The organism is Streptomyces sp. NPDC031445 (assembly GCF_055581365.1).
In genome coordinates this window covers 269,531-293,696 of record NZ_JBVIJO010000012.1, presented here as the reverse complement: position 1 = coordinate 293,696, position 24,166 = coordinate 269,531, and the positions used below count along the sequence as shown (strand labels likewise).

Annotated in this window: 28 protein-coding genes and 1 pseudogene; 16 read left to right on the top strand and 13 right to left on the bottom strand. The window is 72.7% G+C overall.

From position 1 onward, the window contains the following. Positions 1–181 precede the first annotated feature (181 nt). A complete protein-coding gene (locus tag ACZ5DC_RS29335) occupies positions 182–409 on the top strand; it encodes a hypothetical protein (protein ID WP_468657602.1) in 228 nt (75 codons plus the stop codon). A gap of 64 nt (positions 410–473) precedes the next feature. Further along, the gene (locus ACZ5DC_RS29330; protein WP_468657600.1) at positions 474–1,142 is read left to right on the top strand and encodes a hypothetical protein; all 669 of its coding nucleotides are present in this window, start codon (positions 474–476) and stop codon (positions 1,140–1,142) included. 339 nt (positions 1,143–1,481) lie between these two features. Here the strand turns inward: ACZ5DC_RS29330 and ACZ5DC_RS29325 are convergent, their stop codons facing one another. Then, positions 1,482–1,652, bottom strand: coding sequence for a hydrophobic protein (locus ACZ5DC_RS29325; protein ID WP_225812692.1), 171 nt, complete (start codon positions 1,650–1,652; stop codon positions 1,482–1,484). 312 nt (positions 1,653–1,964) lie between these two features. Between ACZ5DC_RS29325 and ACZ5DC_RS29320 the strand changes: the two genes are divergently transcribed. Beyond that, positions 1,965–3,101 carry a phospholipase D-like domain-containing protein gene (locus tag ACZ5DC_RS29320; protein WP_468657690.1) on the top strand — a complete coding sequence of 379 codons (1,137 nt, stop codon included), beginning with the start codon at positions 1,965–1,967 and terminating at the stop codon, positions 3,099–3,101. Between the two features lie 447 nt (positions 3,102–3,548). On the opposite strand, the gene ACZ5DC_RS29315 is transcribed toward ACZ5DC_RS29320, so the two are convergent. From ACZ5DC_RS29315 to ACZ5DC_RS29305, 3 genes are all read right to left on the bottom strand, one after another. Next, positions 3,549–4,487, bottom strand: coding sequence for a quinone oxidoreductase family protein (locus ACZ5DC_RS29315; RefSeq protein WP_468657598.1), 939 nt, complete (start codon positions 4,485–4,487; stop codon positions 3,549–3,551). Between the two features lie 411 nt (positions 4,488–4,898). Beyond that, a complete protein-coding gene (locus tag ACZ5DC_RS29310; RefSeq protein ID WP_468657596.1) occupies positions 4,899–5,240 on the bottom strand; it encodes a VOC family protein in 342 nt (113 codons plus the stop codon). 257 nt (positions 5,241–5,497) lie between these two features. Next, on the bottom strand, positions 5,498–6,280 hold the full coding sequence (locus ACZ5DC_RS29305) for an alpha/beta fold hydrolase (protein WP_468657594.1): 783 nt from the start codon (positions 6,278–6,280) through the stop codon (positions 5,498–5,500). Between the two features lie 111 nt (positions 6,281–6,391). Between ACZ5DC_RS29305 and ACZ5DC_RS29300 the strand changes: the two genes are divergently transcribed. Further along, positions 6,392–7,219, top strand: coding sequence for a helix-turn-helix domain-containing protein (locus tag ACZ5DC_RS29300; protein WP_468657592.1), 828 nt, complete (start codon positions 6,392–6,394; stop codon positions 7,217–7,219). A gap of 72 nt (positions 7,220–7,291) precedes the next feature. Here ACZ5DC_RS29300 and ACZ5DC_RS29295 read toward each other — a convergent pair whose 3' ends face one another. Together ACZ5DC_RS29295 and ACZ5DC_RS29290 are read right to left on the bottom strand one after the other, a co-directional pair. Further along, on the bottom strand, positions 7,292–8,293 hold the full coding sequence (locus ACZ5DC_RS29295) for a BtrH N-terminal domain-containing protein (RefSeq protein ID WP_468657590.1): 1,002 nt from the start codon (positions 8,291–8,293) through the stop codon (positions 7,292–7,294). Beyond that, positions 8,290–9,096 (bottom strand): MerR family transcriptional regulator, encoded by an 807-nt coding sequence (locus tag ACZ5DC_RS29290; protein WP_468657588.1) that lies wholly within the window; start codon positions 9,094–9,096, stop codon positions 8,290–8,292. The genes ACZ5DC_RS29295 and ACZ5DC_RS29290 overlap by 4 nt, the downstream gene beginning before the upstream one ends. Positions 9,097–9,578: 482 nt before the next feature. Here ACZ5DC_RS29290 and ACZ5DC_RS29285 point away from each other — a divergent pair, with 482 nt between their 5' ends. The 5 genes from ACZ5DC_RS29285 to ACZ5DC_RS29265 all read left to right on the top strand — a co-directional run bounded on the left by ACZ5DC_RS29285 (position 9,579) and on the right by ACZ5DC_RS29265 (position 13,729). After that, on the top strand, positions 9,579–9,764 hold the full coding sequence (locus ACZ5DC_RS29285; protein WP_366754033.1) for a hypothetical protein: 186 nt from the start codon (positions 9,579–9,581) through the stop codon (positions 9,762–9,764). A 112-nt stretch (positions 9,765–9,876) separates the two neighbouring features. Further along, a complete protein-coding gene (locus ACZ5DC_RS29280; protein WP_468657586.1) occupies positions 9,877–10,458 on the top strand; it encodes a MauE/DoxX family redox-associated membrane protein in 582 nt (193 codons plus the stop codon). 54 nt (positions 10,459–10,512) lie between these two features. Continuing rightward, positions 10,513–11,067, top strand: a complete 555-nt coding sequence (locus tag ACZ5DC_RS29275) for a thioredoxin domain-containing protein (RefSeq protein ID WP_468657584.1) — start codon at positions 10,513–10,515, stop codon at positions 11,065–11,067. Positions 11,068–11,090: 23 nt separating this feature from the next. After that, on the top strand, positions 11,091–13,055 hold the full coding sequence (locus tag ACZ5DC_RS29270) for an ABC transporter ATP-binding protein (protein WP_468657582.1): 1,965 nt from the start codon (positions 11,091–11,093) through the stop codon (positions 13,053–13,055). Continuing rightward, positions 13,052–13,729, top strand: a complete 678-nt coding sequence (locus ACZ5DC_RS29265; RefSeq protein ID WP_468657580.1) for a S26 family signal peptidase — start codon at positions 13,052–13,054, stop codon at positions 13,727–13,729. The genes ACZ5DC_RS29270 and ACZ5DC_RS29265 overlap by 4 nt, the downstream gene beginning before the upstream one ends. Here the strand turns inward: ACZ5DC_RS29265 and ACZ5DC_RS29260 are convergent. The 3 genes from ACZ5DC_RS29260 to ACZ5DC_RS29250 all read right to left on the bottom strand — a co-directional run bounded on the left by ACZ5DC_RS29260 (position 13,699) and on the right by ACZ5DC_RS29250 (position 16,063). Next, positions 13,699–14,751, bottom strand: a complete 1,053-nt coding sequence (locus ACZ5DC_RS29260; RefSeq protein WP_468657578.1) for an RICIN domain-containing protein — start codon at positions 14,749–14,751, stop codon at positions 13,699–13,701. The two genes, ACZ5DC_RS29265 and ACZ5DC_RS29260, sit on opposite strands and share 31 nt — an antisense overlap. A gap of 132 nt (positions 14,752–14,883) precedes the next feature. Beyond that, positions 14,884–15,819 carry an NADP-dependent oxidoreductase gene (locus ACZ5DC_RS29255; RefSeq protein WP_468657576.1) on the bottom strand — a complete coding sequence of 312 codons (936 nt, stop codon included), beginning with the start codon at positions 15,817–15,819 and terminating at the stop codon, positions 14,884–14,886. A 97-nt stretch (positions 15,820–15,916) separates the two neighbouring features. Next, entirely contained in the window at positions 15,917–16,063 is a 147-nt protein-coding gene (locus ACZ5DC_RS29250) for a hypothetical protein (protein WP_468657574.1), read from the bottom strand. A gap of 81 nt (positions 16,064–16,144) precedes the next feature. On the opposite strand from ACZ5DC_RS29250, the gene ACZ5DC_RS29245 reads away from it, so the two are divergent. Further along, the gene (locus tag ACZ5DC_RS29245; protein WP_468657572.1) at positions 16,145–16,342 is read left to right on the top strand and encodes a hypothetical protein; all 198 of its coding nucleotides are present in this window, start codon (positions 16,145–16,147) and stop codon (positions 16,340–16,342) included. A 340-nt stretch (positions 16,343–16,682) separates the two neighbouring features. Further along, positions 16,683–17,189 (top strand): MarR family winged helix-turn-helix transcriptional regulator, encoded by a 507-nt coding sequence (locus ACZ5DC_RS29240; RefSeq protein WP_468657570.1) that lies wholly within the window; start codon positions 16,683–16,685, stop codon positions 17,187–17,189. Between the two features lie 24 nt (positions 17,190–17,213). Here ACZ5DC_RS29240 and ACZ5DC_RS29235 read toward each other — a convergent pair whose 3' ends face one another. Continuing rightward, a complete protein-coding gene (locus ACZ5DC_RS29235) occupies positions 17,214–17,390 on the bottom strand; it encodes a helix-turn-helix domain-containing protein (RefSeq protein WP_468657688.1) in 177 nt (58 codons plus the stop codon). Between the two features lie 184 nt (positions 17,391–17,574). On the opposite strand from ACZ5DC_RS29235, the gene ACZ5DC_RS29230 reads away from it, so the two are divergent. The 3 genes from ACZ5DC_RS29230 (at position 17,575) to ACZ5DC_RS29220 (ending at position 20,087) form a co-directional block, all read left to right on the top strand. Then, a complete protein-coding gene (locus ACZ5DC_RS29230; protein WP_468657568.1) occupies positions 17,575–17,739 on the top strand; it encodes an ATP-binding protein in 165 nt (54 codons plus the stop codon). Between the two features lie 32 nt (positions 17,740–17,771). Beyond that, the gene (locus tag ACZ5DC_RS29225) at positions 17,772–18,380 is read left to right on the top strand and encodes a hypothetical protein (RefSeq protein ID WP_468657566.1); all 609 of its coding nucleotides are present in this window, start codon (positions 17,772–17,774) and stop codon (positions 18,378–18,380) included. Between the two features lie 306 nt (positions 18,381–18,686). Beyond that, entirely contained in the window at positions 18,687–20,087 is a 1,401-nt protein-coding gene (locus ACZ5DC_RS29220; protein ID WP_468657564.1) for a DUF7507 domain-containing protein, read from the top strand. Between the two features lie 402 nt (positions 20,088–20,489). Here ACZ5DC_RS29220 and ACZ5DC_RS29215 read toward each other — a convergent pair. The 3 genes and pseudogenes from ACZ5DC_RS29215 to ACZ5DC_RS29205 form a co-directional block, all read right to left on the bottom strand. After that, a pseudogene (locus tag ACZ5DC_RS29215) lies at positions 20,490–20,849 on the bottom strand (DUF4345 domain-containing protein); the annotation flags it as partial. A gap of 28 nt (positions 20,850–20,877) precedes the next feature. After that, positions 20,878–21,447 carry a GNAT family N-acetyltransferase gene (locus tag ACZ5DC_RS29210; RefSeq protein ID WP_468657562.1) on the bottom strand — a complete coding sequence of 190 codons (570 nt, stop codon included), beginning with the start codon at positions 21,445–21,447 and terminating at the stop codon, positions 20,878–20,880. A gap of 122 nt (positions 21,448–21,569) precedes the next feature. After that, positions 21,570–22,061 (bottom strand): ATP-binding protein, encoded by a 492-nt coding sequence (locus ACZ5DC_RS29205; protein WP_468657560.1) that lies wholly within the window; start codon positions 22,059–22,061, stop codon positions 21,570–21,572. 147 nt (positions 22,062–22,208) lie between these two features. Here ACZ5DC_RS29205 and ACZ5DC_RS29200 point away from each other — a divergent pair, with 147 nt between their 5' ends. Continuing rightward, positions 22,209–22,586 (top strand): STAS domain-containing protein, encoded by a 378-nt coding sequence (locus ACZ5DC_RS29200; RefSeq protein WP_468657558.1) that lies wholly within the window; start codon positions 22,209–22,211, stop codon positions 22,584–22,586. A 137-nt stretch (positions 22,587–22,723) separates the two neighbouring features. After that, positions 22,724–23,509: a GNAT family N-acetyltransferase gene (locus ACZ5DC_RS29195; protein WP_468657556.1), complete on the top strand. Its 786-nt coding sequence runs from the start codon at positions 22,724–22,726 to the stop codon at positions 23,507–23,509. The last annotated feature ends 657 nt before the right edge of the window (positions 23,510–24,166 follow it).

Genomic DNA, 24,166 nt, shown 5'->3' with positions numbered 1-24,166 from the left:
CGGGACCGTTGTGCGGGCAGAAGGATGGAGTGACAGCGCGGGCCGGTGCGCTGGGCGACGACCATCGTGATACGGCATCGAGGAGGACGACAGCGGCCGCAACCGTCGCGCAACCGTCACCACGCAGGCGACCGCCCGCGCAGCCCGCCGCCCGCCCTCGAGCACAGTCAGGAGAGCGCCAGTGACCGACATACCCCAGGGCCGCGACTGGACCCGTATGCGGCGCGCCGACTTCGACGACTCCGCCCCGCTCGATCTCGTCGAGGCGGCCGTGTGCCGGCCGGTCCCCGCCGTGCCCGACGAGTGCGGGACACAGGCACTGTTCGGGAAGGAACCGGAGCCCGAGCGTCCCCGCCGCACCCGCACGCCGGCCCCGCCCCCCACCGACACCACCGACACCTTGTTCTGAGCCGGTCTTCGAGTACCGGCCTGAGACGCCGGGCGCAGTGCCGATGGCTGCCACACTTCCGTCCATGAGCGACGAGGGATTCGAGTGGATACAGCAAGAGCTCGCCTCCTGGGGCTTCTACCTGCAGATGGTCAAGGGCGTGAGCGTCGAGGAACTGGCGGAGATGCGGGGGGCGGATCCCGGCCTCGGCATCATGTCCCCTGAGGTGTTCAACACGGCGCTGGACCGCTCCGGCGACATCCCGGACTGGTCCAGGCTGGGCGAGCACGCGGGGTGGGCCTTCGCCCTGTGCGGGGGTGACGACGGGTTCTACATGGACCGCCCCGACCACGTGAAGCACTGGTGGGAGGGCCGCACATGGCTGACCATCATGGACACCACCATGGACCCACCCGTCATCCATGTGACCGTGGACGGGAAGCTGGACTGGAGTTACTTCGACGGCGAGGTGCACCGGGCGGTCAGGGCGGACCATCCCCTCACCCGGCGGATGACCGCCGAGCTCGGGCTCGGCAGCCTCGTCCCGAACCCTGACTCGCCCGGCGAGCCGGACAACTGGAGGCTGCACGTCCCGGACATCGGGGACGTGTACCGGCTGATGGGCGAGCACTACGGGCTGGGCCTTCCCCGGAGGGCGATCGTCGGTGAGGAACTGGTCGGGGTGTTCACGTCCCCGCGCGTGTACGCCGACGGCGAGCCGAACACCAGGTACGGCAACATCCGCCTGCCTTGACCCCGCGTTGTGTCAGGCGGCAGACGTCCGACGGACGGTCGTCGCAGGGCGAATACCGGGCGGCCGGACCAGTGGGCCTCGGTTGATCCGCTCAGGAGGGATGACGACGCGGCCCGCGCGGCGTGCAACGGCCCCGCGGACAGGAGGAGCAGGGTTCCACTGCTGGGTCCGCGGAGCCGGTGCATGACTCACGTACCCAGCGATGCGCCCGATACGCCCGATCCCTCCCAACCACCTTCGCCACGCGCCTCCGTACGCGAGTGGGGCCCGGCCGTATCCGGCCGGGCCCCACTCACCTCTCGTGCGCGGCGCGTACCTCGCGCCGAGCGCGTCCGCCGTCTACCAGCGGTACCAGCGGCCCTTGCGGCCGCCGCCGTCCGCCGTACGGACGACGAAGCCCAACAGCCACACGACCAGCACGATCACCGCGACCCACCACAGCGCCTTCAGCGCGAAACCCGCACCGAAGAGGATCAGAGCCAGCAGAAGAACCAGAAGCAGGGGAACCATTGTTATCAACCTCCTGGCCCCCACGTGCCCTTACCTCGCACTGACATGCACATAAAATATGGGTTACTTTCACAAAGTACGGGGCATATGCGGGCCGCCCGCCCTGCATGGTTCCCCCCGCCCCGCTCCCCACGCACGCGCGGCCGCCGACATGCGGCAGTACCCGCCGGGCATGTTGCTTCTCGGGCTCCACCAGCGGCCCGCAACCATCCGTTCTCATGGTCGAACGGGAGATACGACGTGACCCCAGGCAGTGGACCGGCAGCCCCGGACCTTCTCACGACGTCTGACGCGGCGGCACGCAAGCAACGGCTGCGCCGCCGTCTGGAACGGCTGATCGGTGTAGCCGCCACCGAAGGCAACGATCTCCTGCCCCTTCGCAACGGCGATGAGATCTTCCCCGCCATGCTCAAGGCGATCAGGTCGGCCCAGTACACGATCGACATGATGACCTTCGTGTACTGGCGTGGTCAGATCGCCCGGGACTTCGCCGTCGCTCTCGCTGATCGCGCGCGGGCGGGAGTGCGCGTCCGTCTGCTGCTGGACGGCTTCGGCGCCAAGGAGATCGAGCAGCGGTTGCTGGATCTCATGGATGCGGCCGGTGTGCAGGTGGCCTGGTTCCGCAAGCCCGCCTGGCTGTCGCCGTTCAAGCAGAACCACCGTTGCCACCGCAAGGCCCTCATCGTCGACGAGCAGACCGCCTTCACCGGCGGCGTCGGTATCGCGGAGGAGTGGTGCGGTGACGCCCGCAACCCCGGGGAGTGGCGCGACACCCACGTTCAGGTGCGCGGACCGGCCGTGGACGGCATCGCTGCCGCGTTCGCGCAGAACTGGGCCGAGTGCCACGACCAGCTCTACGACGATCGCGACCGCTTCATCGAGCACGCGCGGGCCGGCGAGTCGGTGGTCCAGGTCGTACGCGGCTCGGCCAGCATCGGCTGGCAGGACATGCAGACGCTCATCCGCGTCATGCTCACCTCCGCCGAGGAGCGCTTCCGCCTCGCCACCGCCTACTTCGCCCCCGACACCTACTTCATCGACCTGCTGTGTCAGACCGCCCGCCGAGGGGTGCGCGTGGAGATCCTGCTTCCCGGACCGCACACCGACCAGCGCGCCTGCCAACTCGCCGGCCAGCACTCCTACACACGTCTACTGGAAGCGGGCGTGCGGGTACGCCAGTACCAGCCGACCATGATGCACGCCAAGATCATCACCGTGGACTCGGTCGCCGCCCTGATCGGATCCACCAATTTCAACCGCCGGTCCATGGACCATGACGAGGAGGTCATGCTCGCCGTCCTGGACGAGACGTTCACCGCGGAACTCGACCGCGACTACGACGCGGACCTGCGGCGCAGCGTCGACATCGACCTCACCCGATGGAGACGGCGGGCCATACTCCAGCGTGCCAAGGAAGCCGCCGTCACTCCGATACGACGCTTCCTGTGACGCCGCAGGTGCCCTGCCGCGCACGCCGCTGGATCGGGCCCTTCACGATGGCGAGCACCGGCGCCGCAGCCGGAGGCGACATCGGGCGCTCGGCCGGCAGTTCGCGCAGCGCGTCCGGACCAGGGCCGGCCTGAGTACGGGCCTGCGGGGCATCGGTGCGCCGGTTCCGACCCGACGCAGTCCGGGGGCCCGGCTGACGCAGGCGATGGAGAAGTGGCCGGCGTCCGCCAGGTGACGTGCCGCGAGTGCCCCGCCCGCGCGTGATCGACGGGGCAAGGGATGAGGTCCGCGAGTTCCTGGTCGGCCATGCCGGGCGGTTCGCCACCGTACGGCGGCGCGAACGACGGCATCATCACCAGGCTGACCGGCACCTGGATCGCGACCAGCTGGTGCTCCGTGGTCCATCGGCATGCCGTGGATCGTTTGTCCCGCTCGGTGCCGCCGGCCTCACATCAGCACGGCGAGCGTGCCGCGCCCTCCCCCCTTCCGGCGGGTCTCCACCGCCTCCGCGATCCGCGCGAAGGGCAGGACGGCGGTGCGGAGGGTGAGCCGGCCCTCGGTCAGGTCCCTCAGCAACCGGTCGAACACCTCGGCGGGGACAGCGCGGCGGACCATGTTCATCGGCAGCAGGGCGACGTCCCGGGACATCAGCGTGGGCAGGTCGACACGGAGTGTGGTGCCCGCCACGTACCCGATGAGGACCGCCCGCCCGCCGGGCCGCATGGCGCTCAGGAAGCCGGGGACCGTGTCCCCGCCGACGGTGTCGAGCAGGACGTCGACCTCCCCGTTGATCACGACCTCTTCCGCGGCCGGGCGGACCAGGACCTCGTGTGCCGTACCGGGCACGGCGTCGGCCGCGCCCTCGTCTCGGACCGCGCCGACGACGTATGCCCCGGCCCGCGCGGCCAACTGCACGCACAGCGAACCGACGGCGCCGGCCGCGCCGGTGACCAGTACCCGCTCCCCCTTCGCGATCCGGCCCACCGCCTCCACCGCGGCCCACGCGGTGGTCATGGGCGAATAACAGGTGGCGGCGAGCGCGGCGTCCGCTTCCCGGGGGACCGCGCGGATCGCGCCGACCGGGACCGCGACGCGCTCGCTCCAGGTGCCGTCCCGCTCCAACCCGACGCCGCCGCCACGGACCAGGACCCGGCGCCCGAGCAGCGCGGCGTCGCCCTCGACGACGGTGCCGACACCGGCGGTACCGGGGGTGAACGGGAGCGCGGGCCGGTGCGTGAAGGTGCCGGTCATGACGGTGAGGTCCAGGTGGGTGACGGCGGCGGCCTCCACTTCCACGGTCACCTCCCCTTCCCGGGGCGGCCCGGGGGGCGCGGTCTCCTCAAGGCCGGGTTCGGTGTTCCAGGTGTGCAGACGAGCGGCGAGCATGGTCGCTCCAAGGGTCGGTTCCGTACGGGGTGACGCGGTCCGAGGAGAACACCGCGCCGGCGCCGAACTCCCATACCGACGCACACCGAGACTGCCCGCGCCTGCAAGCACCGGGGCGGACTCGTTCTCACGGCCTTCGCGCTGGACAGGTGTTCCTTGGCCGGAGCACATGTTCAGACGAAGGCCGCTTCCCGTACGGCAGGTACCGAACCGGCTGATCCAGTCGGAGGCGCCATGCCACGGCACACGCAGCTTCTGCTACAAGGACCTCCTCGTCTGACGCGGCGTCACGGAGAACCGGGCAAGCCGAGGTCAGGCCGTCCAAGCCGTATCGGCCGAAGGCGTGGACGACCGTGCGGGCCGTCCGCGCAGTCATCGGAGAATGGCTGTGATCGGCACGGTGGCCATGACTCAGTGGACGCAGAACTCGTTGCCGGCCGGGTCCTGCAGCACCGTCCAGGTGAGGCCCGGAACGCTGTGCTCGCCGACGACGCTCGCACCCAGAGCGACCAGCCGCTTCACCTCCTCCGCCATGTCCGTGCCGGGCGCGGCGGAGAAGTCGACGTGTACACGGTTCTTGCCCCGGCGCTCTTCGGCCACACGCTGGAAGCCCAGTGCCAGAGGCTGCGCTCTGACGATGACGAAGTCGCCGTGGTCCTGGGCTACATCGCCTCCCAACGCAGTGGCCCACCACTGGGCCAGCTCCTGAGGTTCCGCACAATCCACCGTGATCATCACTGCTGACAGACTCATGATCGCCACCCTAACCACGGCCACCGACAATCATCGGCGCCAGCCGTTGACAGAGCTGTGGCCAGGTTGCGGGGCATGAGTCACGCCCGCCCGTCCTGGCGGCGCAGCGCCTTGACGGTGGCCTCGTCCAAAGCCGCGGGTCCAACTGGCCCGCGCCGAGGACTTCGCCGCCACCCTGAGCACCCACCTGGAGCAGAACACCCCCCCCCGCCCGCGCTCGGGACCCGGGCGCTCGCGACAGCCTGCGGCGGTCGGCGTCACGGTCCGGCCGGCGGCGCGAACGCGGTGAGGGCGTCGACGAGGTCGGCCGGGGCTTCCAGCGGGATCAGGTGACCGGTGCGGGGGATCACGACGAAGTCGGCCTGGGAGAGGTAGGGCACCAGGTTGTCGCGGAGCACGCCGACCGGCTCCACCTGGTCGTGTTCTCCGGCGACGACGAGAGCCGGCACGCCGATCATGCGCGTGTGCTCGGTGATGTCCTGCGCGATGCCGCGCAGCGGCCACTCGGTGCGGGCGGCGTCGGTGGCGGTCCGCGAATCGGTCACGATCCGCGCCTTGACCGGAGCGGGCAGCTCGGTCGCGGTCAGGACGTGATCCCGTGCCCCGGCCACGGACTCGTCGGAGTCGTAGGCGTGCGACAGGGCTTCCTGGTACCCGGGAGTGACCTGGGGGGCGGGCTTCGCCGGGCCGGAGCCGACGAGAACGACGCCGCGCAGCCCGGCGGGCCGGGTGGCCGCGACCAGCTGTGCGACCTTGCCTCCCATCGAATGCCCCACCAGGACGTAGTCGGTGACCCCCGCGTCCTCGAGCACGGCCAGCGTGTCGTCGGCGAGCTGACCGAGCGTGTAGGGACCGGGCAGAGCGCTCGACCGGCTCCACCCGCGGAAGTCGACCGTGAGCACGTCACGGCCCGCCAGGCGGTCGACGACGAGGTCCCAGGTGCGGGCCGAACCACCCCAGTAGTGCAGGAGGACCAGAGTCGGACCGGTCCCCGGCCGATGGTCGTAAGCGGGCAGAGGCGTCTGCTGCGTGGTGTTCACGAAGGCTCTTCCGGTCGATGCTTGGGGCGATTTGCCCGTGTGTCCATTGAAGCGTCCGCACCCGGGCGGGGCATCGGCGTGACTGGTCGCCCGATGGCGAAAACTGGACACGTGAGCGTGATCCGGCAGATGACCTACCAGCCCGCGGGACGCCGCGCCGCGTCGGTCGAGACGATGACGTTCGGCCGCCTCCGCGAGCTGAACGACGGCGGCACGCAGCGCGCCGACTTCCACGTCCTCGGCGTCATCGACGCCGGACCCGGCGCGGTCACGGTCGATTTCCGCCGCCACCCGCTCCGGGACCGGTCCGCGGTGTGGATTCCACCCGGCGCGGTGCACCGGTGGGACGACATCGCCGAAGTGGCAGGGCACCTCGTGCTGTTCGTGCCGACCGCACCGGTCACCCACGCCACCCGGGAACTCGTCGCCTCCCCGGACCCGGCCGCGCACTGGGACATCCCCGACGCCGAATGGCCCTTCGTCGACACGGCGCGCAGCCATCTGCTCCTCGAAGCCTCCGCCCCACCCGGTGACTCCTCGACGGAGCTGCCCGAAATCCTGCTCTCCGCGCTCATCACCCGGCTGCGCCCCCCGCACGCCGAAGCACGGTTCACGCATCCGGTGTTCCGGTCGTTCCGCGCCGGCGTCGAAGCGCACTTCCGGCAACACCACGACGCCGGGTACTACGCCCGGACGCTGGGATACTCGCCCCGCACCCTCTCACGAGCGGTGCAGCAGGCCACCGGCCGCACCGCGAAGGCGTACATCGTCGAACGGATCACCCTGGAAGCCAAACGGCTCCTCGCGCACGACCGTCTCACCGCCGCCCGCTGCGCCGACGTGCTCGGCTTCGCCGACGCGTCCAACTTCTCGGTGTTCTTCCAGAAGGCCACGGGCCGACGTCCGGGCGCGTGGCAGGCGATGGTGGCCGCCGAGTGAGGAGGTGCCAGGAGAAGAACACTCACCTCTGTGATCACGCGGCGGTAGGGGATCGTCTTCCGGAGGGCCGGCTCACGCCGGGGGTTCACCGCTCAGGCGGTTCAGCGCCCGCATGGCCTCGCGTTCGATCCGGGCGATGTCGCCGAGGACCGAGCCTGCCTGGTCGAGGCACCGCGCATCACCCGTCTCACCGGCCTTCGCGATCAGTGCCGCCGTGCGCGTCCACAGGCCGGCCGCCTCGGTGTACAGCGTGTGGCCGGTGCGCAGGTGACGGCTGTCGAGCAACCCGGTGCACTCGGCGAGGAAGTCGCGGTAGAGGTTGCGGAACAGGGCGCCACCGGTGCCGGCCTTCTCCATCAGCAGGGCGGCCTGGGGCAGGTCCCGCTGCGGGTCGTCGGTGCGCTGGAGCCAGGTGCGCACCAGCCGGCCGGCCTTCTCGATGCCGCGGTGGCCGACGTTGGCGATGGGCGGATTCAGGAAGGCGTCGGCGCAGGCGGTGATGGCCGGGACGATCTGTCCGTACGGGGCGGGCAGGTCCCGTGGCACGGTCAGGGTGAAGGAGCGGTGCCTGGCGGTCATCGGGCCCCGCGCCGCCCTGGCCCGGGCGAGACCGGCCAGGCCGACGGAGACCGCCCCGCCCTGCTGGTCGGTGTCCACCAGGTAGGCCCTGTGGTCGTCGTAGCCGTACATGGCGACGACGTGGCCGCCGAAGTGGACCTTCGAGCCGAAGTAGTCCAGGTGGTAGCTGTCGAGCTGGAGTCCCACGGGCCGGCCGGCGTCGAGGGCGGCCGTCACGTGCGCCCATGCCTTGCGCGGGGAGGTGGTCTCCTGGACCAGGAGGTCCAGTCCGAGCCTGCCGGCCAGGTTCCTGGTGAGGTCGAAGGGCTTGACCCGTCCTCCGAGGAAGGGGAAGTCCATGCTCCTGCCGTCCCAGTAGAGGAAGGACAGGGCGGAGCCGAGACCGAACAGCATGGGCTCCGACAGGTCGAGGCCCTCGTGCCCGAGCAGCACGCCCAGGGCCGTCGTCTCGCAGTGCCGCATGCCGCGCGCGTCGATGCCCGTCACCGTGGTCATGCCGCGCTCTCCTCGACGGGGACGATCAGCCGGGTCGTCAGCTCTTCTGGCGGCGCCTGCGCCGGTCCGACGAGGTAGGTCTCGCGTACCGGTGCCAGCGGGCGCAGGCCGCGCTCGTGGACGGCGGCGAAGAGTGCGTGGTAGGCGAGGGGCAGTTGGGCGTAGGGCCCGACGTGCACGGTCTCGGCGACGGGGCCGCCGGGCAGCACCTCGCGGCGCAGACCGGGCACGCCGGCCCCCTGCGGGATCTGTGCCCCGACGCCGATCTCCATCCGCTCCTCCAGGTCGAGCGGGTACAGCCCCCACAGCGGTGGCTGCCACGCGACCCCCCTCCCGCCGAGCCCGGACAGCAGCCTGCCCATGCCTTCCTGCATCGCGGCGCCGATCCCCGCGGGGGTGCACACCGCGCGCACCACCGCCAGGTGTCGCTCCGGCTCCCTGCCCAGCGTGACCTCGTAGCCGGGCAGACCGTCCTGCGCCAGCCGCTCCAGCATCTCCAGCCGGGCCCGGTCCCTGCGGATCCGCTCGGCCAGCCGGTCCCGCTCGGCGCCCAGGATCGCCGCCCTGCCCTCGGGCCCGGCAGCCAGTGCCCGCGCGATGACGGCCAGCGGGAGGTCCATCTCCCGCAGCAGGGCGATGGTCAGGGCGTCGCGCGCCTGCTCGGGTGCGTAGTAGCGGTAGCCGGAGCCGGCGTCCACGCGGCGGGGCGCCAGCAGCCCCAGGTCGTCGTAGTGCCGCAGCCGCTTGACGCTGAGGCGGCACAGGCGGGCGAAGCGCCCGATGGTGAGAAGTCCGTCCTGCATGCCGTCATCGTGGACTCTCCCCCCGTGGGAGAGTCCAGCGCCGGGCCGCGGCGGCGGCACAGGCGCGGGAACGGGGACGCCGTCGTCCAAGACGCGGGCGCGGGAACGGCGACACCGTCGTCCGAGGCGCGGTCAGCGGGGCGACTCGTACGTCGAGGAGCCGACGTGCCCGGCACCAGTCCGCTCACCCCGCACACGGCGTCCACGCCGTCGGCCGCCTCCGGGCCGTCCAGGCCGACGCCGTCGGCTGGTGCGCGCCACCTGCCCCGCGCGGTGCGGGACCAGCCGGGACACGTCCCGGACTGTCCGGGACGTGTCCCGGACGGCGGGACGCTGGAGGGGGCGGTGCGGGCCTCCCTAGGATCCGGAGACGTCGCGAGTCCGACTCGGCGGAGGCAAACGGCCGACGGCTGCTCGCCGCTCCCGTGGAGCGGTTCGCGCGACGTACTCCCGACGCACCCCATCCCCTGAGGAGGAGAACCATGTCCAAGGTGCTGGAAACCATGGGCGGCAGGCTGCTCGGCCTGTTCGTGCCCAAGGTGGAGGCCGCCGCTTCCGCCCAGGCGTGCCAGTGCTTCAACGAGTGCTGGCAGTGCGCGCGCAGCGCATGCTGCGTCAACACCGCCTGCGGCTCCATCAACTGCTGGCGGTCCTGTCCGTCCTGCTGATCCGGTGACGTGACCGGGGGCACCGGCGTGCGGCGCCGGGCGGAACGCCGTGCCGTCGTCCACCGGTGCCCCCGGCTCCCGGTTCCGGGCTCCAGCTCCGCAGGAGGTCCCCGTGCAGTACCTGGAATTCGGCATCCGCTGCCTGATCGGCACGGTGTTCCTGGCCGCCGCCGTCGGCAAGGCGGCGAGCGGGCGTTCGTTCGCCGCGTTCACCTCGTCCCTGGGCGACCTGGGGCTGGTGCCGCTCCGGGCCGTCCGCCCGGTGGCGGTGGCCGTCGTCGCGGGCGAGGCGCTGGTCTGCCTGCTGCTCGCCGCGCCGTGGGCGCGTCTCCCGGCGCTCGGTCTGACCGTGGCGGCGGTCCTGCTCCTGGCCTTCGCGGCGGCCATCGCCTGTGCCGTGGCCCGGGGCACCCGTGCGGTGTGCCGGTGCTTCGGAGGAGCGTCCGCCGGCCCGCTCGGCGCGCGCCACATCGTACGCAACGTCCTGCTCGCCGGGCTCGCCCTGGCCGCTGCCGGAGCCATGCCGCGCCCGGACACCGGTTCCGCGCGGCCGGCCGGGCTGCTCGTGGCGGCGCTCGGCGGGCTGCTCGTGGGCGGCTGCGTCGCCGCGCTCGACACCCTCGCCGGCCTGTTCCGGCCCATGGGCCCCGTAGGCACCACCGGGTCCCGGCGTCCCGTCCGCCCGGGACGGTGAGCCGGGTCCCGCGCCGTCCCCCACCCACCTCCGCACAGGAAACGGAGAACCACCGTGTCCATCGTCATCGCCGTTCTCGTCCTCGTCGGGCTGCTGTGCCTGCTCGATCTGGTGCTCACCGTCGGTGTCGTCAAGCGGCTGCGGGAACACACCGAACTGCTCGCCGCCCGGGGCGGCGGCCGGCTCTCCCTCGGCACCGGGGACGAGGTCGGGGAGTTCTCCGCCGTCACCGTGGACGGGGAGCGGGTGCACGACGGCATGATCCACAGTGAGACCGTCGTCGCCTTCTTCTCCCCGACCTGCGGCCCGTGCAAGGAGAAGCTCCCGAAGTTCGCCGAGTACGCCAGGAGCGTGCCGCGCGGACCCGAACAGGTCCTCGCCGCGGTGATCGCCGACAGCCCGGAGGAGGCGGAGGCGGCGGCCCCGATGCTGACCGCGCTGCGCCCGGTGGCGCGCGTGCTGACCGGCCGGGACGCCGACGCCGTCGCCGAGGCGTGCAAGGTGCAGGGCTTCCCCGTCGTCCTCAAGGTCAACCGGAGCACGGACGGCCGTCTGCTGGTCATGGCCGACCAGGTCGATGTGGACCGTCCCGCCGTCGCCGCCCGCTGAGCGGCGTCGCCGTCCACCACGCCATGACGCCTCCACACCCCGCCCTGGCCGCCGCCGCCGAGCCCCCCGACGACCAACGTCCGATCCGACTCCGGCCGTCCCATGTCCTGGACGCGGCGCGGATGGTGGCGCGAGCGGCACCCGGCGTCCTCGCGCTGTACACGGGACCCGCGCTGGCCCTGGGGTTCTTCCCGGTGGCGGCCGCCTGGTCGCTGAAACTCGTCGTCGACCGCCTCGCCGCCGGCGCCACCGTGGGCGCCCTGCTGCTCCCCGTGGCCGTGCTGACGGCGACCGGGGTGGCGACCGGGGCGCTGCCGCACCTGGCCCACTACCTGCGCACCGAGATGGACCGCCGGGTCGGGGTGTACGCCCAGGACCGGCTGTTCCTGGCCGTCGACCGGTTCCCCGGGCTCGCCCGCTTCGAGGACCCGGTCTTCCTGGACCGGCTGCGCCTCGCCCAGCAGACGGTGGTGGCCAAACCGGTCGCCGGCCAGGCCGTCGAAGGAGCCCTGGGCGTCGTCCGGTCCGTCCTCACCGTCGTCGGCTTCCTCGGCTCCCTGTTCGTGATCAGCCCGGCGGCGACGGCGCTCGTCCTGCTCGCCGCGCTGCCCGTGCTGGCGGCCGAACTGCTGCTGTCGCGCAGGCGCGCCGCCACCCTCTGGGAGATCGGGCCCGACGAGCGGCGCCAGTTCTTCTACATGGGCCTGCTCGCCAACGTCGAGGCGGCCAAGGAGATCCGCCTCTTCGGCACCGGCGCCTTCCTGCGCGGCCGGATGCTCGCCGGCCGGCGGAGCGCGGACGCCGCCCGCCGGACGGTCGACCGGCGGGAGGTGCGGGTGCGCGCCGGACTCGGCCTGCTGTCCGCGTCGGTGGCGGGCGCCGGGCTGCTGTGGACGGTCGCCGGCGCCCGGGGAGGCGGACTCACCCCCGGCGACGTGGCGGTCTTCCTGGCCGCCGTGGCCGGGGTCCAGACGGCCCTGACGGCGCTCGCGGGCGAGGTCGCGACCACCCACCACGCCCTGCTGCTGTTCGGGCACTACCTGGCCGTGGTGCGCGCCGGGCCCGAACTCTCCGCGCCCGCCGATCCCCGCCCGCTGCCGGAGCTGCGGCGCGGCATCGAGCTGCGCGACGTGTGGTTCCGCTACGCGCCCGACCATCCCTGGGTGCTGCGCGGTATCGACCTCTGGATCCCCGCGGGATCGTCGCTCGCCCTCGTCGGCCTCAACGGTTCGGGCAAGTCCACGCTGGTCAAGCTGTTGTGCCGGTTCTACGACCCGGTCCGGGGGAGCATCCGGTGGGACGGCGTCGACCTGCGCGACGCCGACGTCGCCGAACTGCGCCGGCGCATCAGCGCGGTGTTCCAGGACTACATGGACTACGACATGACGGCTGCCGAGAGCATCGCGCAGGGCGACCTCGCCGCCCTCCGTGAACCGGAACGCCTGCGCAGGGCGGCGCGGCGGGCCGGGATCCACGAGGTGGTGGCGGCGCTGCCGCACGGCTACGACACCCTGCTGTCCCGGACGTTCTTCGCCGGGGCGGACAAGCGGAACCCGGACACCGGGGTCATGCTGTCCGGGGGGCAGAACCAACGCCTCGCCCTGGCCCGGGCGTTCGTACGCGACCGCCGCGAGCTGATGATCCTCGACGAGCCCTCCGCCGGGCTCGACGCGGCGGCCGAGCACGAGATCCACACCTCGCTGCGCACCCACAGGCAGGGGCTCACCAGCGTCCTCGTCTCGCACCGCCTGGGCGCCGTACGGGAGGCCGACATCATCGTCGTGCTCGACGGCGGGCGGGTCGCCGAGCGCGGCAGCCACGGCCAACTCCTGTGTGCGGCAGGGCGGTACGCGGAGCTGTACGCCCTCCAGGCGGCGGGGTACCGCCACGAGGCGGACCCGGACCCGGCCACCGGCCCCGGCGCCTCGCCGCACATCGCCCGAGCGGTCCCCGTCCCCACGCACCCCGCGGAGGAGGAACCACGATGAGTCCCGGCAGCGGCCCCCGCGTCCCGCAGGTCCAGGCGTCCTGGGCGGAGACCGCCCCCGACCGGGCCCGTGTCCGCGCCCGGCGCGCACGCCGCACCCGGACCGCCCTGCTCACCTCGGACGTGGCCCTCGCGGCGGGCGCCGCCACGCTCCTGTGGCCCGCGCACAGCCCCGGCTGGGGAGCAGCGTGCGGGGCGGCTGCCCTCCTCCTCACCGCCGGGCTCGCCCTCGCGCGGGCCGCGGAACTGCGGCTGGTGGCGGTCGTCGTCTCGGGCCGGAGCATGGAACCGGCCTACCACGACGGGGACGCCGTGCTGGTCCGTCGCGGCCGTACGCCCGGGCGCGGGGCGGTCGTGGTGGTGGAGCGTCCCCCGTACCAGGCGCCGTGGCCGGACCCGCCCGTGTCGCGGACCGCGCCCGCGCACCGGATCTACGCACGGCAGTGGTTCATCAAACGGGTCGCGGCCGTACCGGGCGATCCCGTGCCCCGGTCCGTACTGCCCGCGCTCCGGGACACCCCGGACCGGACCGTCCCGGAGGGCATGCTGGTCCTGCTCGGGGACAACAGCGAGCAGAGCCACGACTCGCGCCACGTGGGCTACTTCCCCGCGGCACGCGTCCTGGGCGAGGTAACCGGCCCGGGTCAGCCCGCACGCCGGATGAGGAACACCTGACGGCCCTTGCCCTCGCAGCGCTGCATCACCGCCTCCGCACCGTGGGCGGAGCTGGAACCGACGATGCCCACACAGCCGCTTCCCTCGACCCGGAGCACGAATCCGCCCTTCCGCAGCTCACCCGACGGCTCGATGGTGAACAGACTGCCGTCCGAGCAGACGTCCATCGGCTCCAGCAGTCCCGCGCCGTCCCCGTCGGTGAGCGCCTTCAGACAGCCCCGGCCGTAGTCGGGGTGATACCAGACGATGTGGTACCTCCCGTCGCCTGCCGGCTCCAGCAGGGTGCTCTGCGGCGCGGCCTCGGCACAGGGGCGCTGCACCGCGACGAGCGGTGTGTACCGCCAGTCGCGGACCCGGCCGTCGGTCAGACACAGATCCGGGTCCTCCGCGATCCTGATGGTCACCCAGCCGCCTGGCGGTGTCGGCCGGCCGCCGGCCGGTACGCCGGACGGCGGGTCGGCGGCGCGTGACTGCCGCCACGGCCCTGGCACCTGACGGAAGGCCATGACGACCCCGAGGGCGATCGTCAGCACGGCGACGGCGGCGACCGTCAGACCCCGCCGGTGCCGTCCGAGGCGCGCCCGCCGCCCGCCCGTCCCCGGTCCGGCAGGCGCGACGCCACCGCTCCCGGTGTCCGGCGTGTCCTGATCTTCCCCCGGCGGCCGGGTACCGGCGCCCGCGGCGCTGGACGACGCGTCCGGCGCCTCCGCCGACGCCCTCGACGTCTCCCCCGCCGGCACGGGGGGTCGTACCACCCGGTCCCGGGCCGCGCACCACCGCGCGACCCGCTCGCCGTCCCCGCAGGCCCGGACGAAGGCCGCGAGCAGCTCCGGCCCGGGCGGCCGGTCACGGCTCAGCATGGTGCAGACGCTGCTGCGCGGGAGTACGTCCCCCACGGCGGCGGCCCGCTCCTCGAGCCGCCGGTACGACAGCCCGGAGCGGGCCTTGAGCTCCCGCAGCAACGTCATGAAGTGGTCTACATCCCGGACGTCCTCGAGTTCACCGGCGGTGTTCCGTTCCATGGGAGAAATCGTCACGGTGGCCGCTGATCGCCCACAACGACCATGCCCGCCATTGTCGACTTCGACGCAAAGGGGGCCTGTACGGGGCCACCGTCGGACACCCTGCCACCAGGACTCGAACTGACGTCCTCGCTACGGGACGACGACGACCTTGCCGTGCACCGCGCCCTCCGCGGCCCGTGCGTGCAGGGCCGGCAGCTCGGCCAGCGGCACCCGCTCGGCGACGTCGACGCGCAGCTCGCCGCGGTCGACCAGCGACACCAACCGCGCCAGCTGGTCGGCGTCGCTGCGGACGAACAGGTCGATGCCGCGTACGCCGCGCTCCTCGTCGCCGGGGGCCGGCATCCACACCGTGGTGTTCACGAGGACCCCGCCGGAACGGATCAGGGTGACCAGCGCGGCCAGTTCGGCCGGATCGACCGGTGCGAGGTTGAGTGCGACGTCGACCGGTTCGGTCACCGCCGCGGTCACGCCGGTCGTGGTGTGGTCGATGACGTCGTCGGCGCCGGCGGACTTGACCGCCTCGCCGCTGCGCGGGCCGGCCGTGGCGACGACGTGGGCGCCGGCGTTCTTGGCGAGCTGCACGGCGTAGCCGCCGACCGCGCCGCCGGCGCCGTTGATCAGCACGCGCTGCCCGGCCGTCAGACCGCCGTGGTCGAACAGGGCCTGGTACGCGGTCAGGCCCACCAGCGGGAGCGCGGCGGCGTCGGCCAGGGGGACGCTCTTGGGGGCCGGGACCAGGACCTCGGCCGGCGCGAGGACGTACTCCGCCGCGGCTCCGGCGCCGTCCATCGGCAGGAAGCCGACGACGTCGTCACCGACCGATACGCCGTCGACGCCCTCGCCCAGCGCGTCGACCGTGCCGGCGACGTCGATGCCGGGGGTGTGCGGCAGCGCCACCGGGATGGGGCCGCGCATGAAACCGCCGCGGATGGTGCCGTCCACGGGGTTGAACGACGTCGCGGCGACGCGGATCCGGACCTCACCGGCTCCGGGGACGGGGAGTTCCACGTCCTCGTGGCGCAGGACGCCGGGGTCGCCGTACTCGTGGAAACGCACTGCCTTCATTTCGGTTCTCACCTTCACCGCGATCCAAGTTGCTTCGAATTCGAAGCAATTGTCGAGGACGATACATCTGCTTCGAATTCGAAGCAAGTGGTGCCGGTCACCGCCGGTGCGAGCGCATCGCCGCGGCGAGTTCGGCGGCGGCCCGGCCGATGCTCGCGCCCGGCCGCCCGGACTCGCGTCGCGCCGTAGCCTGCCGGTCGGCGGGACCGGCGACGACGACCGCGGGCACCGGGCGGGCGCGCACGCCGGCCAGCGCCCGCGCATGACCCGCGTGAGGTCGGCCGGCTGCCGGCCGGAGCCGCTGTCGAGCGCCAGGAGCACCGGCATGCCGGAGAGGACTCCGTCCCCGAGGACGGCGAAGAACGAGTCGAACACCTCGCTCGGGGACGCGGCGAGCACCGGTGTCGCCACCACCAGCCCGTCGGCCGGCGCGGCCCTGGGCGACGTGCCGGGCGAGGTCGTCCGTGAGCCGGTGCAGCTGCAGCACCTCCACCTCGGCGCGCGCACCGCCGGCCGCCAGTGACCGGCACACGGCCTCCGCGACCCGGTCCGCGAGCAGGCGGGTCGGACGCGCGTGGCGGGCGCCGGCGCTCACGACGGCCAAGGACACCGGACTCCACGCGGCGACGCGCTGCTGGTCCGCACGCGGCGCGTGGCGGGGGATGCTCATGGCGGTCCTCGGGATCCGTGGGCGGCGGCGCCGTCCTCCTCCGCGCAACCCTGCGCCGCGCCCCTGCCCGGTCTCCATGTCCGGTGGCGCCCAGCCGGGCCCGGCACTGCCCACGCGGCGCGCTCACCGGGTCACGGCACCGGGCCGACGAGACCCCCGCGTCCGCCCGGTAAAGCCGCAGTAGACTCCGGTCATGCCCGATCCATCGCCGTCACTCGACCCCGTGCAGCTCGGCGCCTACTTCGACCTCGTCGAAGTGACCAGCCTGCTCAAGCACGCGGTCGAGCAGCAACTGCGCGAGAGCGGCGACATCAGCTACGTCCAGTTCCAGCTGCTGGCCCGCCTCGGTGACTCGCCGACGGGCAGCCACCGCATGACCGACCTGGCCGACGGCGTCGTCTACAGCCGCAGCGGCCTGACGTACCAGGTGGGTCTGCTCGAGAAGGAGGGCCTGGTCGTCCGCGCTCCCTCGCCGGACGACGAGCGGAGCGTCACCGTCACCCTCACCGACGCCGGACGTGAGCTGCTCGCGAAGGTGCTGCCGGGTCACGTCGAGGTGGTCAGCGGCCTGTTGTTCGAGCCGCTTTCGCGCGACGACGTGAAGACCCTCGCCGGTCTGCTGGCGCCGGTGCGCGACCACATGCGCTCGACCCCGCCCCGCTCGGCCGCGCCTCGACGCCGCCGCAGAGACGGAGCGTGAGGACTCGGCAGGTCCCGCAGCCCCTCATCGGACCGGCCGGCGTGCGAACCGCGCCGGTGTCGTCCGGTACTGCATCTTGAAGGCGCGGATGAAGTGGCTGCTGTCGGTGAAGTGCCAGCGTGCGGCGGCCTCGGACACGGTGAGGCGTGATCCGGGGACGGTGAGTGCCGCGGCCGCTTCCTCCAGGCGCCGGCGGCGTATGCAGGGGGAGCTGATGGAGCGTCGCCGCCGCGCGGCCGAACTGGCCGCGACCTACCGGAGCGAGTTCGTCTAGCCCGGGGGCCGGCTGGCCGGGGTCCTGGCCGGTCACAGACGCGGCCGTGTCCGACCGTCACGGCTGGCTCCGACTGTCACTGCTGTCTCCGAGGAGCGCGGATCGGGAGCGGTGGGACTGGCGGAGCGGCTGGCCGCGGCACGCGCCGGCGCGCTGGTGGGCAGGGAGCCCGAGCGGGCGGTGCTCGACCGGATGCCGTCGGGCGCGGCGGACGCTCCGCCCGTGGCCTACCTGCATGGTCCCGGCGGCATCGGCAAGTCCTCGCTGCTGCGCTAGCCGCGCGGCAGGCCGAGCTCGGCGGCCGCCGCGTGGTGCACGTGGACGGCCGGTTCCTCGACGCCGATCCGCGCCGGCTGGAGGAAGCCGCGGCCCCGGCGTGCGCCGAACCCGGCGCGGTGCTGCTCATCGACGCCTTCGAGCAGTGCCAGTCCCTCGAGGCGTGGCTGCGCGAGACGTTCCTGCGGCGGCTCGCCGACCGCGCGATCGTGATCCTGGCCGGCCGGGTCGCCCCCGACGTCGAATGGTCGCTGGACCCCGGATGGGCGCGGCTCTTCACGGCGCTGGCCGTACGGCCGCTGGACGCCGCCGAGTCCGACGCCCTGCTGGCCGCGCGGGGGGTGCCCGCCGAGCAGCGCGGTCCCTTCGTCGCCTTCGCGGGAGGCAGCCCGCCCGCCCTCTCGCCGGCCGCCTCCGTGCCCGCTACGGCGCCGGGCGCGTCGATCCCCATGAAGCTCAGGAGCAGCGCGTACGCCCCGGGCGCCGCCCGGCCTGGCCAACCCCCCGTCGACCGTGGTCCGTTCGTCCTCGCGGAAGCGGTGGGCCGCCATCCGACCGCCGGTCGACACCGAGAAGACCGCGACCGGTTCCGATGCGCGCCCCACACCAGCGTCAACTTGCCGGCGGCTGATTCACCCTGAGCACGGGCGAGCGTCAGCGGTGCGACGGGGGCTTTCGGTCATGACGGGATGGGCGGGAGAGAGCTGGGAGCCGGTGTGTGACGGGAGTGGTCTGCCGGCCGTTTCAGGAGTGACGGCGTGGCCAGGGCTGTCCGGGACCGGTTTTCGCAAACCTGCTGCGACGGGCTGACCGAACCCCACCGCTCGTCACTTTACGTACCCGATCGAATGCTGTGCGCTACCACCCGTTTCCCGCTCCGCCACGGCGCGCAGAAGTGCGGCCGGTCGGCGGTGCGTTCCGGCAGCGCCGACTCGAGGGGAAGAACCTTGGCTACACCTCCTGCCGCTCCGCTCCGCGTGGCCCTGGTCAACGGCAGCTTCGAACAGCCCTCCGTGACCGACTACGAGCTGCTCCCGGACGCCTCACAGACACAGGCGTCCAAGCGAGTCCCGGGCTGGCTCACCACCGCCTCCGACCACCTGATCGAGCTGTGGCGCTCGGGCTTCCAGGGTGTGCCGGCAGCCGACGGCTCCCAGTTCGCCGAGCTCAACGCGAACCAGGTCTCCACGCTCTACCAGGATCTGCACACCACACCGGGTCAGAAGCTGTACTGGCGGCTGTACCACCGCGGCCGCGCCGGGGACGACACCATGGCGCTGGACATCGGCGTGCCGGGCTCCACGGTGGAGCAGAGGCGCTTCACCGACGGCAACACCGCCTGGGGGTACTACACCGGCACCTACACCGTCCCGGCCGGCCAGACGCTGACGCGCTTCGCCTTCCGCTCCATCTCCGCCGCCGGCGGCAACCGCGCCATCGGCAACTTCCTGGACGGCATCTTCTTCGGCACCGCCCCCTACGTGGTGCTGGACAAGACCGCGATTCCCGCAGGACCGCTGGAGGTGGGCGACGTCGTCACCTACCGCATCACCGCCAGGAACGAAGGCGGCGGCGCGGCCGAGAACCTCACCCTGACCGACGGCATCCCGCGGGGCACGACGTATCTGCCCGGCTCCCTGCGCATCGTCGCCGGCCCGAACGCCGGAGCGAAGACCGACGCCCGAGGTGACGACCAGGCGTACTACGACGCCCAGGCGAACAAGGTCGTCTTCCACCTCGGCAACGGTGCCACCGCCGCGGACGGGGGCAGCCTGCCCAGCACCGAAACCGTGCCGGCGGGGACCACGGTGGAGTACCGGGTCACCATCGGCCGGGCCGGCGCCGGCAAGCAGATCAGCAACACCGCCACCGCCTCCTACGAGAACCGACTCGGCGACACCCCGGAGTCCCTGACGTCCACCTCCAACGAGCAGGTCACGCAGGTCAAACCGGCTGCCGACCTGATCGTGACGAAGGCGGCGGACGCGACCACCGTCACCGTCGGCCAGACGGTCACCTACCGCATCACCGTCCACAACGCCGGCCCGAACGACGCCACCGGCGTCACCGTCACCGACCAGCTCCCCGACGGCCTCGCCTTCCTGTCCGCCGAAGGACCCGGAAGCCACGACCCGGCCACCGGGCAGTGGACCGCGGGCAACCTGGCCGACGGCGCCACCGCCACCCTCGTGCTGCGGGCCAAGGCCACCAAGACGGGCCTGATCAGCAACACCGCCACCGCCACCGGCAACGAGAAGGATCCCGACACCACCAACAACGCCGACACCGTCAGCGTCTGCGTGCAGCCGGCCCCCGCCTGCTGCGACCCCTGCGCCACCCAGAAGTAGTTCCGCGGCCACTCGTCATGAGGACTACCGTCGACCACTGCCCCCGGCCCGTCCCCCGCGGAGGGACGCGGCCGGGGGCACAGCCCTCGGGGCCCCTGCTCCTCACCGGGCCCGTAACGTCGGTGACTCGGGCCCGTACGAGCCGGGCGATGACCTGGGAGGCCTCGCCGGCCCTTCTACGCACACCGATGCTCGCCGGGCCCGCTCCGATGCGGTCCGCCGCTGCGCGTACGGGCCGGGCCGTGCTTCTGTCCGGCGTCCTCCTGACCCGCGGTGTGCACGTCGAGACCGTCGCGGGCACCTCTCCACCCACGGAAACGACCCCTTCGACGCCACTTGTAGCCGGCCTGGAGGCCGAGCCGGCGCCGGCCCGCCTCAACCGCGTCGAAACCCGGGGGCTCTTCACCCGTTTCCCGTCTTGGCCTCCGCTGGGGAAGCAACCGGTCGCTCCTCCGCGCCGGCCAGCCAGAAGAAGACGGCCGGCAGGCCGAGCTCGATGACCGTCAGCGCGAGCTGGAACCATTGCGGCCGGCCGTGCACGGCGAGGGAGAGCAGCCGACCCGCGCCGCCCAGCAGGAAGACCCCGGCCAGCCACCTCACCGGCCCGGCCGGGACCGGGTGCTGCCGTCCGGCCCACAACCAGGCCAGCCCGTAGCCGGCGAAGCCCGCTCCCATGAACCGGCCCCAGCTGTCCACCGTCGCACCAGCCGAACTCGCCCCCGGAATGGCCGCGTTGCCGAGCAGCACGTGGAAGACACCGACGCGTCACCAACCTCTTGGCCGAATACTCCTAGAGGCCCGTCGGCGTGTCCGTCAAGCGCCACTCGCGGCGGAGGAGCCCGAAGACCCAGGAGTCGGAGACGTCGCCGTTGACGACGCAGTCCTCGCGTAGCGTGCCTTCGCGGACGAAGCCGAGCTTCTCCAGGACCCGGGCGGACGCCACGTTGCGGGTGTCGGTCTCGGCCTGGACGCGGTTCAGGTCCAGGGTGTCGAACGCCCACCGCAGCACGGCGCGTGCGGTCTCGGTGGCGTAGCCGTGGCCCCACGCGGCGGCGTCGAAGACGTAGCCCAGGGACGCGCTGCGGAAGTCCGGATTCCAGCCGGTCAGGCCGCACCAGCCGATGAACGCGCCGTCGGCGACGCGGTCGACGGCCACCCGCGCTCCCGTGCCCTGCTCCTCGATCGCCCGGCAGGTCGCGATGAAGCGCTGGGCGCGGGCCGGTTCGGTCCACGGCGGGGAGTCCCAGTACCGCAGCACGTGGGTGCTGCCGTGCAGCGCGTAGAGCGGCGCCGCGTCGGCGTCGGTGAACGGCCGCAGTCGCAGGCGGGCGGTGTGCAGTTCAGGGGTGGGCAATGCCATGCGGAGCATCCTGCCTCGTCACGCTCACCGCCGACCAGCCGTTTCCGCCTGCTTGCGTCGGGGACGGGGGGCCGATCCGCCCGAGGCCGGAAGGGCTCAAGGAGCCGGCCCGGCCGAGCGCTCTACAAGGGGCGGCGCCCGCAGACGGCGCCGTCCGGGTCGTCGGCCAGGGCGATGCGGGCGGTGATGCGTTTGCCAACCGGCTCGCGCTGCGCCTCGAACCCCTGGGCGACGGCCATGACGATCTCCAAACCGTGCTGGCCGACCCGGCCGACGTCCGCGGCCCGTGCGATCGGAAGGGTCGGGTCGGAGTCCCACACGGCGACCTCGACCGTGTCACCGGTGACGCGCAGGTCCAGCAGTGCCGGTCCGGGCGCGTACTTGTGGGCGTTGGTGACCAGTTCGCTCACCACCAACTGGGTGAGGTCCATGGCACGCTCCGAGACGGGCAGGCCGTGCCCCGCCTGGACGCCGGCAAGGAAGCGGGCGGCCAGGTGACGGGCGTGCGCGATGTCCGTGCCGTCTCCGACCAGGGCCACGCTGGTCTGCACGACCGGCCTGTCCGGCGCCGCGCCGCCTGCCGTGACCAGGTCTGTTTCCGTCACCGCCACCATTCGCTCCCCCTTCGTATCTCCGCCCGTTTACCCGCGCAGCCCGAAATCACGCCGTCCTGTTCCTGTCGGATCGGCCACGCATCGGCAGCGCTCCCACCACGCCGGCCGGCGCTGCGCCGAGGGTCGGAGTGTGTCAGGATCACCGGCATGTCCGAGGCGGAGATGACGGGTACGGAACACGTGGGTGGGATCGGGCAGCTGTCGGTCGTGACCACCGACACCGAGGGCATCCGCGTGCTGGCCCTGGCCGGAGAGATCGACCACCACACCGGCGACACGCTGCGCCACGCCCTGGACGCCTCCGGCGCCGCCCGCCCCCGCATCGTCGTGGACATGCGCCAGGTCACCTTCATGGACTCCAGCGGCATCAACGTCCTCATCGCCGCCCACCAGGTCCTCGGCGAGGCCGGCGGCTGGCTGCGCCTGGCCGCTGTCGGTGAATCCGTCATGCGCACCCTCACCCTCGTCGGCGTCGACGCCGTCATCGACTGCCGCGCGACCCTCCGCCAGGCGCTCACCGGCTGACCGACGGCCCGTCCCCGACATCGTGGCTCCGTTGATACCCGAGGACAGCATTTGTCCGGGATTTCCGGTGGCAGTCGCTGACGGCACGTCGACGGCACGTGGTTCCGGGCACTTGACCCGGTCCGTACGGTGTTCGGGTGAAGGACATTCTGACCGGCCGACTCCGCGCCGCGTACGACGCCCAACTCCGTGGTGTCACCCCTCCAGGCGGCAGCGCCCGCATCGAGAAGGACGGCCCCTTGACCCGCGTCGTCGGCTGGCACCGTGGCTTCGTCACGGGCCCACGCGACCTCGGGGTGTACGGGGCGGAACTCGACGCGCTCATAGCGCGGCAGCGTGACTTCTACGCTGCCCGTGGCGAGGCGGTCGAGTGGAAGACCCGCGCCCATGACCTCCCCGCCGACCTCACCGACCGGCTCACGGCGGCCGGCTTCGTCGCCGAGGACAGCGAGACCGTCCTCATCGGGCAGTCCGCGGACCTTGCCGCCGATCCCGTCCTGCCCGACGGGGTGTCCCTCCGCCGTGTCACCTCCAGGTCGGACCTCCGGCGCGTCGCCGCCATGGAGAGCAGCGTCTGGGGCGAGGACTGGAGTTGGCTCGCCGACGACCTGGCCGCCCGGATAGAGAACGCCCCGGAGAACACCGTGGTCCTCGTCGCCGAGGCAGGCTCCGAAGTCGTCTGTGCGGCCTGGCTGGTGTTCAAGGACGGCGTCGACTTCGGTGGCCTCTGGGGCGGTTCGACGCTCAAGGCATGGCGCGGACAGGGCATCTACCGGGCCATGGTCGCCCACCGGGCCCAACTCGCCGCCGCCCGCGGTGTCCCCTACGTCTACGTCGACGCCTCAGCAGACAGCGCCCCGATCCTCACCCGCCTCGGCCTGCACGCGGTCACCACGACGACGCCGTACGTCTGGTCGCCCTGATCCCAGCCGGCCTTCGCCGGCTCCTCGGACCTCCTGAACCGCCATCTCACGCCGTGGGCGCGCCGCACGGCGCCCCCATGCGGCCCCCGCCGGGCAGCGGGCAGCGCCGGTGCCGGCCGGATACCCGCCGCCCGCACTCGAAGCGGACGGCATGGCGGAAAGGGCGCGGAAGCCTCGCGGTGCCTGTCGGCCCGGCCCCTGCCCATCACGGCGGCACGGACGCCGGAGCATCCCTTCGGCCGGCACGTCCGTCCCCTCGCCGTCGGTGAGGGTGACGCGGGCGCCTGAAATGCCGCCCTGCTCCCCCGCCGCCCGTGCTGTACCCGTGACCTCCCCAACTCGCGGGCGCGACCTGGGTTTACCCGGCGTAACATCCGGTGCGGTGATCACGCTGATGGTAGGTGACGGGTCCGCTCGCCCGTCGCGGACTGTCCGGCCACGGGCGCCTGCTTCCACTCGTCCGAGTGCGAACTCCGCCCTCGCGCCCCGCCGTCCGCCATCGACCTGGCTCTCGCTGGAACGGAGTGGACTCGGACCTACCTGCCTTGTGGGCACTTGCGCCTCTCCCCGCCCGGGTCGCTCCCCTGACCGCCGCCACGGTTCACAGAAACAACACGTCCCTTTGATACCCACGAAAGTCCGGTCCGCCGGACCCAG

Coding starts and splice junctions, on each gene's coding strand:
- ACZ5DC_RS29330 (WP_468657600.1), top strand. CDS start 474: ATGAGCGACGAGGGATTCGAGTGGATACAGCAAGAGCTCGCCTCCTGG.
- ACZ5DC_RS29325 (WP_225812692.1), bottom strand. CDS start 1,652: ATGGTTCCCCTGCTTCTGGTTCTTCTGCTGGCTCTGATCCTCTTCGGT.
- ACZ5DC_RS29315 (WP_468657598.1), bottom strand. CDS start 4,487: ATGCTCGCCGCTCGTCTGCACACCTGGAACACCGAACCCGGCCTTGAG.
- ACZ5DC_RS29310 (WP_468657596.1), bottom strand. CDS start 5,240: ATGAGTCTGTCAGCAGTGATGATCACGGTGGATTGTGCGGAACCTCAG.
- ACZ5DC_RS29295 (WP_468657590.1), bottom strand. CDS start 8,293: ATGACCACGGTGACGGGCATCGACGCGCGCGGCATGCGGCACTGCGAG.
- ACZ5DC_RS29290 (WP_468657588.1), bottom strand. CDS start 9,096: ATGCAGGACGGACTTCTCACCATCGGGCGCTTCGCCCGCCTGTGCCGC.
- ACZ5DC_RS29285 (WP_366754033.1), top strand. CDS start 9,579: ATGTCCAAGGTGCTGGAAACCATGGGCGGCAGGCTGCTCGGCCTGTTC.
- ACZ5DC_RS29270 (WP_468657582.1), top strand. CDS start 11,091: ATGACGCCTCCACACCCCGCCCTGGCCGCCGCCGCCGAGCCCCCCGAC.
- ACZ5DC_RS29265 (WP_468657580.1), top strand. CDS start 13,052: ATGAGTCCCGGCAGCGGCCCCCGCGTCCCGCAGGTCCAGGCGTCCTGG.
- ACZ5DC_RS29260 (WP_468657578.1), bottom strand. CDS start 14,751: ATGGAACGGAACACCGCCGGTGAACTCGAGGACGTCCGGGATGTAGAC.
- ACZ5DC_RS29255 (WP_468657576.1), bottom strand. CDS start 15,819: ATGAAGGCAGTGCGTTTCCACGAGTACGGCGACCCCGGCGTCCTGCGC.
- ACZ5DC_RS29245 (WP_468657572.1), top strand. CDS start 16,145: ATGCCGGAGAGGACTCCGTCCCCGAGGACGGCGAAGAACGAGTCGAAC.
- ACZ5DC_RS29240 (WP_468657570.1), top strand. CDS start 16,683: ATGCCCGATCCATCGCCGTCACTCGACCCCGTGCAGCTCGGCGCCTAC.
- ACZ5DC_RS29210 (WP_468657562.1), bottom strand. CDS start 21,447: ATGGCATTGCCCACCCCTGAACTGCACACCGCCCGCCTGCGACTGCGG.
- ACZ5DC_RS29205 (WP_468657560.1), bottom strand. CDS start 22,061: ATGGTGGCGGTGACGGAAACAGACCTGGTCACGGCAGGCGGCGCGGCG.
- ACZ5DC_RS29200 (WP_468657558.1), top strand. CDS start 22,209: ATGTCCGAGGCGGAGATGACGGGTACGGAACACGTGGGTGGGATCGGG.